The sequence below is a fragment of the Bacillus sp. mrc49 genome (assembly GCF_002803435.1).
The window spans coordinates 1-15,452 of sequence record NZ_PHNG01000661.1 but is presented as its reverse complement, the minus strand read 5'-3'; the positions used below and the strand labels follow the sequence as shown (position 1 = coordinate 15,452).

The 15,452-nt window shown below is 42.8% G+C and carries 16 protein-coding genes, 1 pseudogene and 2 other annotated features; all 17 genes and pseudogenes read left to right on the top strand.

The features are described from left to right. The coding region (locus tag CVN76_RS09700; RefSeq protein WP_232732154.1) for a glutamate--tRNA ligase family protein at positions 1–622 on the top strand (622 nt) is incomplete at its 5' end. A gap of 42 nt (positions 623–664) precedes the next feature. After that, positions 665–913, top strand: a binding site (T-box leader). Positions 914–992: 79 nt separating this feature from the next. Beyond that, complete coding sequence (gene cysE / locus CVN76_RS09695) at positions 993–1,646, top strand: serine O-acetyltransferase (RefSeq protein WP_198512530.1); 654 nt, start codon at positions 993–995, stop codon at positions 1,644–1,646. A 1-nt stretch (position 1,647) separates the two neighbouring features. Then, on the top strand, positions 1,648–3,045 hold the full coding sequence (gene cysS, locus CVN76_RS09690; RefSeq protein ID WP_100531087.1) for a cysteine--tRNA ligase: 1,398 nt from the start codon (positions 1,648–1,650) through the stop codon (positions 3,043–3,045). Positions 3,046–3,048: 3 nt separating this feature from the next. Continuing rightward, the gene (locus CVN76_RS09685; RefSeq protein ID WP_061141088.1) at positions 3,049–3,471 is read left to right on the top strand and encodes a Mini-ribonuclease 3; all 423 of its coding nucleotides are present in this window, start codon (positions 3,049–3,051) and stop codon (positions 3,469–3,471) included. Further along, on the top strand, positions 3,468–4,211 hold the full coding sequence (rlmB, locus tag CVN76_RS09680; protein WP_061141089.1) for a 23S rRNA (guanosine(2251)-2'-O)-methyltransferase RlmB: 744 nt from the start codon (positions 3,468–3,470) through the stop codon (positions 4,209–4,211). Before CVN76_RS09685 ends, rlmB begins: the two co-directional genes overlap by 4 nt. A gap of 4 nt (positions 4,212–4,215) precedes the next feature. Further along, the gene (locus CVN76_RS09675; RefSeq protein WP_100531086.1) at positions 4,216–4,725 is read left to right on the top strand and encodes an NYN domain-containing protein; all 510 of its coding nucleotides are present in this window, start codon (positions 4,216–4,218) and stop codon (positions 4,723–4,725) included. Between the two features lie 85 nt (positions 4,726–4,810). Next, the gene (gene sigH, locus CVN76_RS09670) at positions 4,811–5,443 is read left to right on the top strand and encodes an RNA polymerase sporulation sigma factor SigH (RefSeq protein ID WP_100531088.1); all 633 of its coding nucleotides are present in this window, start codon (positions 4,811–4,813) and stop codon (positions 5,441–5,443) included. 203 nt (positions 5,444–5,646) lie between these two features. Beyond that, complete coding sequence (gene rpmG / locus CVN76_RS09665) at positions 5,647–5,796, top strand: 50S ribosomal protein L33 (RefSeq protein WP_057915203.1); 150 nt, start codon at positions 5,647–5,649, stop codon at positions 5,794–5,796. A gap of 52 nt (positions 5,797–5,848) precedes the next feature. Next, positions 5,849–6,031 (top strand): preprotein translocase subunit SecE, encoded by a 183-nt coding sequence (gene secE, locus CVN76_RS09660; protein ID WP_061141092.1) that lies wholly within the window; start codon positions 5,849–5,851, stop codon positions 6,029–6,031. 250 nt (positions 6,032–6,281) lie between these two features. Further along, positions 6,282–6,815, top strand: a complete 534-nt coding sequence (nusG, locus tag CVN76_RS09655) for a transcription termination/antitermination protein NusG (protein WP_100531085.1) — start codon at positions 6,282–6,284, stop codon at positions 6,813–6,815. 174 nt (positions 6,816–6,989) lie between these two features. Further along, positions 6,990–7,415, top strand: a complete 426-nt coding sequence (rplK, locus tag CVN76_RS09650; RefSeq protein ID WP_061141094.1) for a 50S ribosomal protein L11 — start codon at positions 6,990–6,992, stop codon at positions 7,413–7,415. 104 nt (positions 7,416–7,519) lie between these two features. Beyond that, positions 7,520–8,215: a 50S ribosomal protein L1 gene (rplA, locus tag CVN76_RS09645; protein WP_061141095.1), complete on the top strand. Its 696-nt coding sequence runs from the start codon at positions 7,520–7,522 to the stop codon at positions 8,213–8,215. 46 nt (positions 8,216–8,261) lie between these two features. Continuing rightward, positions 8,262–8,413, top strand: a sequence feature (ribosomal protein L10 leader region). Between the two features lie 39 nt (positions 8,414–8,452). Then, the gene (gene rplJ / locus CVN76_RS09640; RefSeq protein WP_100531084.1) at positions 8,453–8,953 is read left to right on the top strand and encodes a 50S ribosomal protein L10; all 501 of its coding nucleotides are present in this window, start codon (positions 8,453–8,455) and stop codon (positions 8,951–8,953) included. Between the two features lie 62 nt (positions 8,954–9,015). Beyond that, positions 9,016–9,375 (top strand): 50S ribosomal protein L7/L12, encoded by a 360-nt coding sequence (gene rplL, locus CVN76_RS09635; RefSeq protein WP_061141097.1) that lies wholly within the window; start codon positions 9,016–9,018, stop codon positions 9,373–9,375. A 193-nt stretch (positions 9,376–9,568) separates the two neighbouring features. Beyond that, positions 9,569–10,174, top strand: coding sequence for a class I SAM-dependent methyltransferase (locus CVN76_RS09630; RefSeq protein WP_100530089.1), 606 nt, complete (start codon positions 9,569–9,571; stop codon positions 10,172–10,174). Between the two features lie 238 nt (positions 10,175–10,412). Further along, a complete protein-coding gene (gene rpoB / locus CVN76_RS09625; protein WP_100531083.1) occupies positions 10,413–13,982 on the top strand; it encodes a DNA-directed RNA polymerase subunit beta in 3,570 nt (1,189 codons plus the stop codon). Positions 13,983–14,163: 181 nt separating this feature from the next. Continuing rightward, positions 14,164–15,452: pseudogene (locus CVN76_RS09620) on the top strand (DNA-directed RNA polymerase subunit beta'); the annotation flags it as partial.

The window sequence follows — 15,452 nt, the reverse complement described above, 5'->3', positions numbered from 1 at the left end:
TTTCATTACATTACTTGGCTGGTCTCCGGTCGGGGAGGAAGAAATCTTCACGAAGGAAGAATTCATTAATATTTTCGATGCAGATCGATTGTCCAAATCACCGGCACTTTTCGATAAGCAAAAGCTTACGTGGATGAATAATCAGTATGTGAAGCAACTGGATGCTGATTCGGCAGTGGAATTGTCATTGCCCCACTTGATTGAAGCCGGAAAGGTCTCCAAATCAATGACAGCAGATGAGAAAGAGTGGGTACATGGCCTTGTGTCCCTTTATCAAGAGCAGATGAGCTTCGGGGCGGAAATCGTTGAGCTATCCCAACTGTTTTTCAAGGATGAGGTCGAGTTCGAAGCGGAAGCGAAGGAAGTGCTGGCTGAGGAACAAGTACCGGAGGTCATGAAGGCTTTCCTTCAGGAAATCGAGGGTCTGGAAGAGTTTAGTGCCGATGAAATCAAGAAGTCGATTAAAGCGGTCCAAAAAAGCACCGGCCATAAAGGGAAAAAATTATTCATGCCAATTCGGGCTGCCGTTACCGGTCAAACACATGGTCCTGATTTGCCTAAGGCGATATCGTTATTGGGTAAGGAAAAAATTAAACAACGGCTACAGAGTATTTTATATTAACAATTAGTCAAAAATGTAATATAGTATTTAATAATCTTACAAAAGAACGCGTAGATGGGGAGAAGTAAGGAAACGATGCTTTTTAGAGAGAACCATAACCTGCTGAAAGTGGTTTAAGCCTCTCGTTTTCCGAAATGCACCCTTGAGTCCTTTGCTGAACTAACTTATAGTAGGCACAGGCGGAATGTCCTCCGTTACAAGGATTAAAGTTGGGGATGGAAAGACAGGGTTATGATGAACCTGCTTCGTACATGCCAAACAGAGTGGAACCGCGCTTGAAGCGTCTCTGTCTATTTCGACAGAGACGCTTTTTTATATGCATAAAAAGCTAATGGGAGATGCAGGAGAAGTACGGAACATAGGGGGGATCATTTTGTTCAAGATGTTTAAAGAGGATATCGAAGTGGTTTTTGATCAAGACCCTGCTGCGCGCAGCTATTTGGAGGTCATCTTGACTTATGCGGGTTTACATGCAATCTGGAGTCATAGGATGGCACACGCCCTGTTTAAGAAGAAGTTTTTTTTCCTGGCGAGAAGCATATCCCAAGTCAGCCGCTTTTTTACCGGGATTGAAATCCATCCAGGGGCCACCATCGGCCGTCGCTTCTTCATCGACCACGGAATGGGAATCGTCATCGGCGAAACGTGCGAGATTGGTGATAATGTATCTGTCTTTCAAGGCGTAACCCTTGGCGGGACAGGAAAGGAAAAAGGGAAACGTCATCCGACGATAAAGGATAATGTACTGATTGCAACTGGAGCAAAGGTTCTGGGTTCGATCACTATCGGGGAGAACTCCAAAATCGGTGCTGGATCGGTCGTTTTAAAGGAAGTTCCGCCTAATTCAACCGTGGTTGGCATTCCAGGCAAAGTGGTCATTCAAGATGGCATCAAAATCAAAAAAGACTTAAATCATTGTGATCTTCCGGATCCGATCGCCGACCGCTTCAAGGAAATGGAAAGTGAAATCAGGTTCCTGAAAGCGAAAATGGCCGAACAGAAGCAGGAAGAAAGGAGTTTATAATATGACGATCAAAATTTATAACACGGCTACCAGAAAAAAAGAGACCTTCGTCCCGATGGAAGAGGGTAAGGTGAAAATGTATGTATGTGGTCCAACTGTCTATAATTACATCCATATTGGCAATGCCAGACCGGCAATCGTGTTTGATACGGTTCGCAGGTATTTGGATTACCGTGGATACGATGTTCATTTCGTTTCCAATTTCACGGATGTCGACGATAAACTGATCCGTGCGGCAAAAGAATTGGGGGAAGATGTCCCGACCATATCCAAGCGCTTCATCGAGGCTTATTTCGAAGATGTATCTGCACTGGGTTGCAAAAAGGCGGATGCCCACCCTACCGTAATCGAGAACATGGATGCTATCATTGATTTCATCTCGACACTGATTGAAAAAGGATTCGCTTATGAATCCGAGGGGGACGTGTATTTCCGGACTCGTAAGTTTGACGGCTATGGCAAGCTTTCGCACCAGTCGATCGATGAACTACGAGTGGGGGCCCGTATTGAAATCGGCGAGAAAAAACAAGATGCCCTTGATTTCGCCTTGTGGAAGGCGGCCAAGGATGGTGAAATTTCTTGGGAAAGCCCTTGGGGAAGCGGACGTCCTGGCTGGCATATCGAATGCTCCGCAATGGTCAAAAAGTATTTGGGCGATACAATCGACATTCATGCTGGAGGTCAAGACCTTGCCTTCCCGCATCATGAAAACGAGATTGCCCAATCTGAAGCACTGACAGGCAAGACCTTTGCGAATTATTGGATGCATAATGGGTATATAAATATTGATAATGAAAAAATGTCTAAATCGTTAGGGAATTTCGTTCTTGTTCATGACATCATCAAGAATCATGATCCACAAGTGTTACGGTTCTTCATGTTATCGGTACATTATCGCCATCCCATCAATTATAGTGAAGAGGTGCTTGAAAATGTCAAGGCTGCCCTCGATCGTCTGAGGACATCTTACCAAAACTTAAAGCACCGCCTTCAGGCAAGCGACGGCCTGACCGAAAACAATGAGGCCTGGATCGCGAAGGTTAATGAATTGCAAGACCAGTTCATTACTGAAATGGACGATGACTTCAATACAGCCAATGCCATTTCCATCCTTTTTGAACTATCCAAACAGGCAAATTATTACTTGATGGAGAAAAATACACATAAGGAAGTCATTGATGCTTTCCTTGAAAAATTCAGTACCTTATTTTCTGTCCTGGGTCTGTCCCTGGAAGAGGAGGGGCTGTTGGATGAAGAAATCGAAGGCTTGATCCAGCAAAGAATTCAAGCGCGTAAGGACCGCGACTTCGGGTTATCTGATGAAATTCGTGACCGCCTGAAAAGCATGAATATCATATTAGAGGATACCCCTCAAGGTACAAGATGGAAAAGAGGGTAAGGAATGCTTCATTACGATAGTAAGATAGATGCAAAAATGCTGAACAGTCTTGCTTTAGCTTATATAGGTGATGCCGTATACGAAACGTATATCCGGCATCACCTCATTCAAAACGGAGCGGTCAAGCCCAATCTGCTGCACAAGAAAGCTACTTCTTTTGTAGCGGCTAAAGCTCAAAATAAAATCATCCATTTTTTCTTGGAGTCGGATTGGTTATCGGAAGAGGAATCAGCTGTCGTTCGGCGGGGCCGAAATGCGAAATCGGGTTCTGTCCCGAAGAATACGGATGTGCAAACGTATCGCTACAGTACAGCCTTCGAGGCACTGATGGGCTATTTGTATTTATCGGGCCGAATTGAAAGAATGGAAGAACTCATAAAAAAAGCTATTGAATACATTGAAGAAGAAAAGGGGCGGAACCCATGAGTGAAGAATATATCATCGGCAGGAACCCCGTTTTGGAAGCTCTTCGCTCCGAACGGGATATTAATAAAATTTGGATAGCGGAGGGGTCGCAAAAAGGCTCGATGCAGCCGCTAATTGGTTTGGCGAAGGAAAAGAAGGTATTCATGCAGATCGTCCCGAAGAAAAAAATTGACCAAATGGTTGAAGGCATCCATCAAGGTGTTGTCGCACAAGTTGCGGCATATGAGTATGTGGAATTGGATGACTTATTCGCAAAAGCGGCAGAACGGGAAGAAGCACCTTTTTTCATGATTCTTGATGAAGTTGAAGATCCCCATAATTTAGGTTCGATCATGAGAACGGCGGATGCAGTCGGGGCCCATGGAATCATCATTCCAAAAAGAAGAGCGGTGGGCTTAACGGCAACCGTGGCGAAGGCTTCAACGGGTGCGATTGAGTATATCCCGGTGGCGCGCGTCACCAATTTGGCGAGAGCGGTGGAAGAGTTGAAAGAGCGCGGTGTATGGATTGTCGGTACAGACGCGAAAGGCAGCGATGACTACCGTAACATGGATGGAAAGATGCCGATCGGCCTCGTCATCGGAAGTGAAGGAAAAGGGATGGCCCGGTTAATGAAAGAAAAATGCGATTTCCTCATCCGTTTGCCTATGGCTGGCCAAGTAACGTCGTTAAATGCATCAGTCGCAGCCGGATTACTGATGTATGAGGTCTATCGCAAAAGAAATCCTTTAGGACAATAATGGGATGGATATTCTGTTGGTGGACGGTTATAACATTATAGGAGCCTGGCCGGAACTGAGAGAATTAAAAGAACGGGACCTTGCTGCCGCAAGAGATAGGTTGATTGAAATGATGGCGGAATATCAGGCATTTACCGGATCGCGGGTAATTGTCGTATTCGACGCCCAATATGTTCAGGGTATTGCCCGTATTTTCAAAAATCATAAAGTTGACGTAATTTTTACAAAAGAAAATGAAACCGCGGATGAGAGAATAGAAAAGATGGCCATTGAGCTGAATAATGTCAAAACGCAGATTCAAGTGGCCACCTCCGACTTCACCGAGCAGTGGGTGATCTTTGGCCAAGGGGCTCTAAGGAAATCAGCGCGTGAACTGCTTATTGAAATGGAAGAAATCCAAGGGGAAATCAAGAAAGATGTCAGAAAATCGAAAACGATAAAACCGTCTGGCAAAATTCATTTGAGTGAAGAAGTGGCAGAAATTTTTGAAAAATGGCGCCGCGGGAAAATTTGAACCATTGACGGGTAAATTTTACCTGCTGTATAATATTTCTATCTGAGTCAGGTCAGGGGGATATAATGTGGGTCTCAAATTCGGAATGAAGCTGAACGAAAAGTATCTGCAGTTTGATGATGATGAATTGATAGGGTTGGTTCACACTGGTGACAGTGAAGCGCTGGATTATTTGATCCAAAAGTATCGTAATTTCGTAAGAGCAAAGGCAAGGACTTATTTCTTGATTGGTGCAGATAAGGAAGACATCGTGCAGGAAGGTATGATCGGCCTGTATAAAGCCGTCCGTGATTTCAAAGGCGATAAGTTATCTTCCTTCAAAGCATTTGCAGAACTATGCATTACGAGGCAAATCATTACCGCTATTAAAACGGCAACACGTCAAAAACATATTCCGCTCAATTCCTATGTTTCCCTGGACAAGCCCATTTATGATGAGGAATCGGACCGAACTCTTATGGATATTATATCGGGTACGAAAGTTCTGGACCCGGAAGAACTGATTATCAACAAAGAAGAGTTTGACGATATCGAATTGAAAATGGCCGAGCTCCTGAGTGATCTTGAGAGAAAAGTATTGGCTCTTTACCTGGATGGACAAACCTACCAGGAAATTTCTGAAGAGTTGAACAGGCATGTTAAGTCAATCGACAACGCCCTTCAGCGGGTGAAAAGAAAGCTCGAGCGCTATTTGGAAGTAAGGGAAATCAGTTTATAATCCCTCCGCTTTTTCCGCTTAATTTCATCTGTCCCTTCTCCACTTGGAAATTTAATTTTCACTAAATTATTTAAATGGATGTCAGGAAACCGAAGTCACGCCCGAACGGTATCCGTACTGGGTGAATCCCGCTTTGATATTGACAATAAAAGACAGCCGTGATAAGGTTTTAGGGATATAGTAGATAGGAAAGGTGTATCTAAATGCCCAAAAAAATCGTTCTTGCCTGCACGGATTGCGGTTCAAGAAATTACAGTTATGAAAGCAAACAATCGACAAGCGGCGAACGCCTGGAAATCAAGAAGTTTTGCAGTACATGCAATGCACATACAATTCATAAAGAAACGAAATAAATGTTTTATAAATAGATTGACAGAAGCTGTCTAATGCTTGGAGGATACATTCATGAAACGTTTTACCGAATTTTTCAGCGGTGTCGTTCGCGAAATGCAAAAAGTAAGCTGGCCCAAACGCAAGGAGCTTACCAAATATACAATCGTGGTAGTAACGACTGTAATATTTATGGCTTTATTCTTTACAGTGGTCGATTTGGGCATTTCCGAATTAATTCGCTTAGTTATTGAATAAGAGATTCGAAAATAAGGTATAATAGTGATAGAATAATATGTGTCAGCAGAAAAGCCCGGAAACGGGTTTTTTAATTTGTCTTTTTTAATAAGTTCAAAATCGCGCACTGCTGCACCATGATCATCACAAAATATTCTAGTTAAGTCGGGATGACGCCGGAACTGGGTTTTTGGCTAAAACGTTCAAAGATAAAGCTCAATAAAGAAAAATGATCGATTGCAGGGAGGGAAGGACGTTAAAGTCCTAACACATGGAAAAGAATTGGTATGTAGTTCACACCTATTCAGGTTATGAAAACAAGGTTAAAGCTAACTTGGAAAAACGTGTTGAAACGATGGGGATGGAAGATAAGATCTTCCGGGTTGTAGTTCCTGAAGAAGAAGAAACAGAAATTAAAGATGGCAAAAAGAAAGTGACCAAAAAGAAAGTATTTCCAGGATATGTACTGGTGGAAATCATCATGACGGATGACTCCTGGTATGTAGTCCGGAATACGCCTGGTGTAACAGGTTTCGTAGGTTCGTCTGGGGCCGGTTCCAAGCCGACAGCGTTACTTCCGGAAGAAATTGAAGTCGTTCTTAAACGCATGGGCGTCGATGAAAGCAAATTCGAAATTGATTTTGAACTCGGAGACACCGTTCAAGTTAAAGAAGGGCCATTTGCAACCTTTGCAGGACCGATAGAAGAACTTGATAAAGATAAAGGAAAAGTAAGGGTGCTAGTCAATATGTTCGGTCGTGATACACCGGTAGAACTTGATTTTAACCAAGTGGAAAAATTATAAACGGAAAAAAACTTGAAATTGCCATTTGAAAGTGGTAAAATTTCAAAGGTCAGTATGTTTCAATTTTTAGGCCTCAACGATACAAGCATTCTTTATTAATATATAAAGAATTCAAGATGAGTGGGAGGGTATACCCCTATTACCACATCACGGACTTATAAGGAGGTGTGTCTCGTGGCTAAAAAAGTAATTAAAATGGTTAAATTGCAAATTCCTGCTGGTAAAGCGAATCCGGCACCGCCAGTCGGTCCTGCATTAGGTCAAGCTGGTGTAAACATCATGGGATTCTGTAAGGAGTTCAACGCTCGTACAGCAGATCAAGCTGGTCTAATTATTCCTGTTGAAATCACGGTATTTGAAGACCGTTCATTTACATTCATTACAAAAACTCCACCGGCTGCAGTATTGCTTAAGAAAGTAGCAGGTATCGAGTCTGGTTCTGGTGAACCTAACCGTAATAAAGTTGCTACAGTCAAGCGTGATCAAGTGCGCGAGATTGCTGAAACTAAAATGCCTGACCTAAACGCTGCAAACGTTGAAGCTGCAATGCGTATGGTTGAAGGTACTGCTCGCAGCATGGGTATTGTCATCGAAGACTAATCCATGTAATTGCTATTTGTTTCTACGGGGTTGCGATTGATACTCGCAACCTTTATTCGTGGGAGGTCATTCCGTTAAAACCACAATTTAGGAGGATTTATATCATGGCGAAAAAAGGTAAAAAGTATCTTGAAGCAGCTAAGCTTGTAGAAGTATCTAAGGCTTATGCTGTAACTGAAGCAATTGAAGTGGCTAAAAAAGCTAACTTCGCAAAATTCGATGCGACTGTTGAAGTTGCTTTCCGTTTAGGCGTAGACCCTAAGAAAGCTGACCAACAAATTCGTGGAGCGGTTGTTCTACCGAATGGTACTGGTAAAACTCAACGCGTATTAGTATTCGCTAAAGGCGAAAAAGCAAAAGAAGCGGAAGCTGCTGGTGCTGACTACGTTGGCGAATCTGACTTCATCAACAAAATCCAACAAGGATGGTTCGAATTCGATGTAATCGTAGCGACTCCAGACATGATGGGTGAAGTTGGTAAACTTGGACGTGTTTTAGGACCAAAAGGTTTAATGCCTAACCCTAAAACTGGTACAGTAACATTTGACGTTACGAAAGCAGTAAATGAAATCAAAGCTGGTAAAGTTGAATACCGCGTAGATAAAGCTGGTAACATCCATGCTCCAATCGGTAAAGTATCTTTCGAAGATGCTAAGCTAGTGGAAAACTTCACTACTATCTATGATACATTGCTTAAAGTTAAACCTGCGGCTGCTAAAGGAACTTACATGAAAAACGTTTCTGTAACGACTACAATGGGCCCTGGTGTGAAAGTAGATCCTTCAACTTTCAATAAATAATTGACATACCAAAACTATTATGGTTATAATAAGTTTTGTTGTTAATAAATGAATATCATTTGTACCGTAGACAGTAGGTGCTCCTATATGAGCTTAATTCCCTGCCGAGGTAATTCGATAATAATAGTCGTTGACTATGACCTTTGAAATTACTGCCTTCATGTCTGCAATAGAGATGAAGGCTTTTTCTTTGAAACGGTATAAATGTTTTCAAGCAAATCTACAGGAGGTGTAAGGATGAACGCAATTATTGAACAAAAGCAAAAGATCGTTGCTGAGATTTCTGAGAAACTGACTGCAAGCCAATCAACAGTAGTTGTTGACTACCGTGGATTGACTGTTGCTCAAGTAACAGAACTTCGTAAGCAACTTCGTGAAGCTGGCGTTGAGTTTAAAGTTTACAAAAACTCTTTAACTCGCCGTGCTGCTGAAAGTGCTGAACTTAGCGCTTTGAACGAATCATTAACAGGACCAAACGCAATTGCATTCTCAAATGAAGATGTTATTGCGCCAGCAAAAATCCTTAACGATTTTGCGAAAAAACATGAAGCGTTAGAAATCAAAGCTGGAGTTATCGAAGGAAACGTTGCAACTGCTGAAGAAATCAAAGCTCTTGCAGAACTACCTTCACGCGAAGGCCTACTTTCAATGCTACTCAGCGTGCTACAAGCACCTATGCGCGGACTTGCTCTTGCTACAAAAGCAGTTGCAGAACAAAAAGAAGAACAAGGCGCGTAAGCTAATCGCTTAACCTGCCTATTGAAACAAAAAAAACCAACCATTTCGAGGAGGAAATAACAATGACTAAAGATCAAATCATTGAAGCAGTTAAAAACATGACTGTTTTAGAATTAAACGACCTTGTAAAAGCAATCGAAGAAGAATTTGGCGTAACTGCTGCTGCACCTGTAGCTGTAGCTGCTGCTGGCGGCGCTGTTGCTGAAGAAAAAACTGAGTTCGATGTAATCCTTACATCTGCTGGAGATCAAAAAATCAAAGTCATCAAAGCTGTTCGTGAAGTAACTGGCCTTGGACTTAAAGAAGCAAAAGAACTTGTTGACAACACTCCAAAAGCAATCAAAGAAGCTGCTTCTAAAGAAGAAGCTGAAGAAATCAAAGCTAAACTTGAAGAAGTTGGAGCTGGCGTTGAAGTTAAGTAATCTTGCATAAACAAAAAGCTCGCTATCACTGGCGGGCTTTTTTCTCTTCATTTTTAAGAAATGACGGAAAACTGCCGTTGAATGTTTGGTTGATGGGCCTCGGCCTTCGAACCTTCCGGCATGCAAGCAACCCTTCTTCAAATATCTTCTCTCATAAATCTTCAATATTCCTTTCTGATAGGGGGAGATGACTCTGACAGAGCATTACTACTCACAAAAACCGGATGTCGTAAGCAATCCGAAATTTTGGGATTTTACATTAAAGGGACGTACCTTTCGCTTCAAAAGTGATAATGGTGTATTCTCGAAAAAGGAAGTCGATTTCGGATCGCGCCTTTTAGTTGAGAGCTTCACCCTTAATGAGGCTGTGGATGGAAATATTCTGGATGTAGGCTGCGGATACGGGCCAATCGGAATAACAATCGCGGCGTCCTATCCCGAGAGAACGATAGAAATGATTGATATTAATAGCAGGGCTGTTGATTTGTCAAAAGAAAATGCCGCTTCTAATGGGATTGCAAATGTGAAGATTTTTGAAAGCGACCGTTTTGACAAAGTAGGCTCCAATCAATTCGCTGCAATTCTTACGAACCCTCCCATTCGCGCAGGTAAAAGTGTAGTCCACGAAATTTTAGAAGAAGGCTATCGCAGTTTGGCAGCTGGTGGAGAATTATGGGTGGTCATTCAAAAAAAACAAGGCGCGCCATCCGCCATGGATAAAATGGAGCAATTATTTGGAAATGTTGAAGTGCCGTTGAAGAAGAAAGGTTACTATATACTATTATCCAAAAAGGTTTGACTCTAAATTTTCGCTATGTTAGTATTATAAAATGCATATATATAATTCCGTAACTATGCAATTTTTATACCATTGGTGTATAACCAATGGATAATATGGGAAAAATATATAAATAATAGTTCGTTTTATGAGAAATAGTGGTTTTTAAAATAAAAACCATTTTCTTTTTGTCTATGGAAAGGATTTCTTTTCCGGGGCAAATGGATCCTTATAACGCTTGATTTAAGGGGTGAATCAGTTGACAGGTCAACTTGTTCAGTATGGACGACACCGCCAACGTAGAAGTTATGCAAGAATCAGTGAGGTTTTGGATCTTCCGAATCTTATTGAAATTCAAACAGCTTCTTATCAATGGTTTCTAGATGTAGGTTTAAAGGAAATGTTCCAGGATATTTCTCCTATTGAAGATTTTACAGGTAATTTATCGTTAGAATTCATCGATTACAGCTTAGCTGAGCCGAAGTATTCTGTGGAAGAAACAAAAGAACGCGATGTTACGTATTCTGCACCACTTCGTGTGAAAGTGCGCCTTGTTAACAAAGAAACAGGGGAAGTTAAAGACCAAGATGTATTTATGGGCGACTTCCCGTTGATGACGGAAACAGGTACATTTGTCATCAATGGTGCCGAACGGGTCATTGTATCCCAATTAGTGCGCTCACCTAGCGTATATTACAACGGTAAAATGGATAAAAACGGTAAGTTAGGATTCTCTGCGACCGTTATTCCGAACCGTGGCGCCTGGCTTGAATATGAAACAGACGCCAAGGATGTTGTGTATGTTCGAATCGATCGCACGAGGAAATTACCTATTACAGTATTGATGCGTGCCCTTGGATTTGGAACTGATCAGGAAATCATTGACTTGATCGGAGACAACGAATACCTTCGCAACACTCTTGAGAAAGACAATACCGAGAGTGTCGAAAAAGCTTTGCTGGAAATCTATGAGCGTCTACGCCCAGGTGAACCACCTACTGTCGAAAACGCGAAAAGTCTTTTAGTTTCACGCTTTTTTGATCCAAAACGTTATGATTTAGCTAACGTAGGTCGTTATAAAATAAACAAAAAACTGCATATCAAGAACCGTCTGTTCGGACAACGCATTGCAGAGACTTTGATCGATCCTGAAACCGGGGAAATCATCGTCGAAAAAGGTACAATGCTAGACCGCCGTACACTTGATAGGATCCTGCCTCATATTGAAGCTGGAATCGGATTCAAAACATTCCATCCTTCTGGCGGCGTGGTGGAAGAAGAGACCCTTCTTCAGCCTATCAAAGTTTTTGCGCCAAATGATGCTGAAGGTGAAAAAGTAATTAATATCATCGGTAATGCGTATGTGACGGATAAGGTCAAAAACATTACGCCGGCAGATATTATTTCTTCTATCAGTTATTTCTTTAACTTACTGCATGGTGTGGGAATCACGGATGATATTGACCACTTGGGTAACCGTCGTCTGCGGTCTGTTGGTGAATTGCTGCAAAACCAATTCAGAATTGGTTTATCGCGTATGGAGCGTGTCGTTCGTGAACGGATGTCCATTCAAGATACGAATACGATCACACCGCAGCAACTAATCAACATTCGTCCTGTTATTGCATCCATCAAAGAGTTTTTCGGAAGCTCACAGCTTTCTCAGTTCATGGATCAAACGAACCCGTTGGCCGAATTGACACATAAACGTCGTCTTTCTGCATTGGGACCTGGTGGTTTGACACGTGAGCGTGCTGGTTTTGAAGTGCGTGACGTTCATTATTCCCACTATGGCCGTATGTGTCCGATTGAAACGCCTGAGGGACCGAATATCGGGTTGATTAACTCGCTTTCCAGTTTTGCAAAGGTAAACCCGTATGGTTTCATCGAAACACCATATCGTCGTGTGGATCCGGAAACTGGAAAAATTACGAGTCAAATCGACTACTTAACAGCCGATGAAGAAGATAACTATGTAGTTGCCCAAGCGAATGTTCGTCTTTCAGATGACGGATCCTTCCTTGATAATGATGTTGTTGCACGTTTCCGCGGTGAAAATACCGTTGTTCCGCGTGACCGCGTAGATTACATGGATGTATCTCCTAAACAAGTCGTTTCTGCTGCGACAGCATGTATTCCTTTCTTGGAAAACGATGACTCCAACCGTGCCCTTATGGGAGCGAACATGCAACGTCAAGCAGTTCCATTGCTACAACCGGAAGCACCTCGAGTTGGAACGGGTATGGAATATGTTTCGGCTAAAGATTCCGGTGCAGCTGTCATTTGTAAACACCCTGGTATCGTAGAGCACGTTGAATCACGTGAAGTATGGGTCCGCCGGGTTAGTGAAGTTGACGGACAGCAAGTAAAAGGCAACTTGGATAAGTATCGTCTATTAAAATTCATTCGTTCCAACCAAGGAACGTGCTATAATCAACGCCCGATCGTAAGTGTAGGCGACAACGTCGTAAAAGGGGAAATCCTTGCCGATGGCCCTTCAATGGAAAAAGGCGAATTAGCCCTTGGACGTAACGTATTGGTAGCCTTCATGACATGGGATGGGTACAACTATGAAGATGCCATCATCATGAGTGAACGTCTGGTCAAGGATGATGTGTACACTTCTATCCATATTGAAGAATATGAATCTGAATCTCGCGACACAAAATTAGGGCCTGAAGAAATCACTCGTGATATCCCTAACGTCGGGGAAGATGCGCTTCGTAACCTTGACGAACGCGGAATCATCCGTGTCGGTGCCGAAGTGAAAGACGGAGATCTTCTAGTTGGTAAAGTCACGCCTAAAGGTGTAACGGAATTGACTGCCGAGGAACGTCTATTACATGCAATCTTCGGTGAAAAAGCACGTGAAGTCAGGGATACATCGCTTCGCGTACCTCATGGCGGCGGCGGTATCGTCCTTGATGTTAAAGTGTTTAACAGAGAAGATGGCGATGAATTGCCTCCAGGTGTAAACCAATTGGCTCGTGTATATATCGTACAAAAACGTAAAATCCATGAAGGCGATAAAATGGCTGGACGACATGGTAACAAAGGGGTAATTTCCAGGATCCTTCCTGAGGAAGATATGCCATATTTACCAGACGGCACACCAGTCGACATCATGTTGAATCCACTTGGTGTACCTTCACGTATGAACATCGGTCAGGTGCTGGAGCTCCACTTAGGTATGGCTGCACGCGCTCTTGGCATTCATGTAGCATCACCTGTTTTCGATGGTGCCACCGAGGAAGATGTTTGGGGTACGATTGAAGAAGCCGGGATGTCCCGTGATGCAAAGACCGTCCTATATGATGGCCGTTCAGGTGAAGCATTCGATAACCGTGTATCAGTCGGTGTCATGTATATGATCAAACTGGCGCATATGGTCGATGATAAGCTTCATGCACGTTCAACTGGACCTTACTCACTGGTTACGCAGCAGCCGCTTGGTGGTAAGGCGCAATTCGGTGGACAGCGTTTCGGTGAGATGGAAGTATGGGCACTTGAAGCATACGGTGCTGCTTATACATTACAAGAAATCCTAACCGTCAAATCGGATGATGTCGTGGGCCGTGTTAAAACATACGAAGCGATTGTCAAAGGTGAAAATGTCCCTGAGCCTGGCGTTCCTGAATCATTCAAAGTATTGATCAAGGAGCTTCAAAGTTTAGGATTGGATGTTAAAATTCTTAATGCCGAAGACCGCGAGATTGAAATGCGTGATTTGGAAGATGAAGAAGAAGCCAACCAAGCAGACAAATTAAGCCTTGATGCCGATACAAAAGATATGGTTGCCTCCGAAGTAGGGGCACCTGTCAAAGAATAATTAAATATAAACATATCTAGTTATATATGATCCGCTCTGACTGGCAGCAAGTAGTTTCTTTGAAGACCTTGCTGCCATGTTAGAGCCTTATTGATTCAATCAACCATCATCCGGTGTAGATTGCCTGATAAATTCCGGTGATCAAGGGTTAAACCTGGAGATTAAAAGGGAGGTAGGCCCCTTGTTAGACGTTAATAATTTTGAGTATATGAAAATCGGTCTTGCTTCACCAGACAAGATTCGTTCTTGGTCCCATGGAGAAGTGAAGAAGCCAGAAACAATCAACTATCGTACGTTAAAGCCTGAAAAAGACGGTTTATTCTGTGAGAGAATCTTTGGACCTCAAAAGGACTGGGAATGTCATTGCGGAAAATATAAACGTGTTCGTTATAAAGGCGTAGTCTGTGACCGTTGTGGCGTCGAAGTCACTCGTGCCAAAGTGCGTCGCGAACGTATGGGTCATATTGAACTGGCAGCGCCAGTTTCACATATATGGTATTTCAAAGGAATCCCTAGCCGTATGGGACTTGTACTTGATATGTCCCCGCGTGCTTTGGAAGAAGTCATTTACTTTGCATCTTACGTAGTAACTGAAACGGGCGATACAACTTTAGAAAAGAAACAGCTTCTTTCCGAAAAGGAATATCGTACATACCGTGAAAAATACGGTAAGAAGTTCCAAGCTGCAATGGGTGCGGAAGCTATTAAAAAACTTTTACAAGATATAGATACGGAAAAGGAAGTAGAGTCGTTGAAAGAGGAGCTTAAAACAGCCCAAGGACAACGCAGGACCCGTGCTATCAAACGCTTGGAAGTGCTGGAAGCATTCCGTAACTCCGGTAATGAACCTTCATGGATGATCCTTGACGTGCTGCCGGTCATTCCACCGGAACTTCGCCCAATGGTACAACTTGACGGCGGACGCTTCGCTACGTCTGATTTAAATGATTTATACCGTCGTGTCATCAACCGTAATAACCGGTTAAAACGACTGCTTGACCTTGGTGCGCCAAGCATTATCGTTCAAAACGAAAAGCGTATGCTTCAAGAAGCTGTCGATGCTCTTATCGATAATGGCCGTCGTGGCCGTCCGGTAACAGGACCTGGTAACCGCCCATTAAAATCCTTATCTCATATGTTAAAAGGTAAACAAGGCCGCTTCCGTCAAAACCTTCTTGGTAAACGTGTTGACTACTCTGGACGTTCGGTTATCGTAGTAGGACCAAACTTAAAGATGTACCAATGCGGTCTTCCGAAGGAAATGGCGATCGAATTATTCAAACCATTCGTCATGAAGGAATTGGTTCAAAGAGGTTTGGCGCATAACATTAAATCCGCCAAGCGTAAAATTGAACGTTTATCTCCTGAAATTTGGGATGTGCTTGAAGAAGTGATCAGGGAGCATCCAGTACTATTGAACCGTGCACCGACACTTCATAGGCTTGGTATCCAAGCATTTGAGCCAACCTT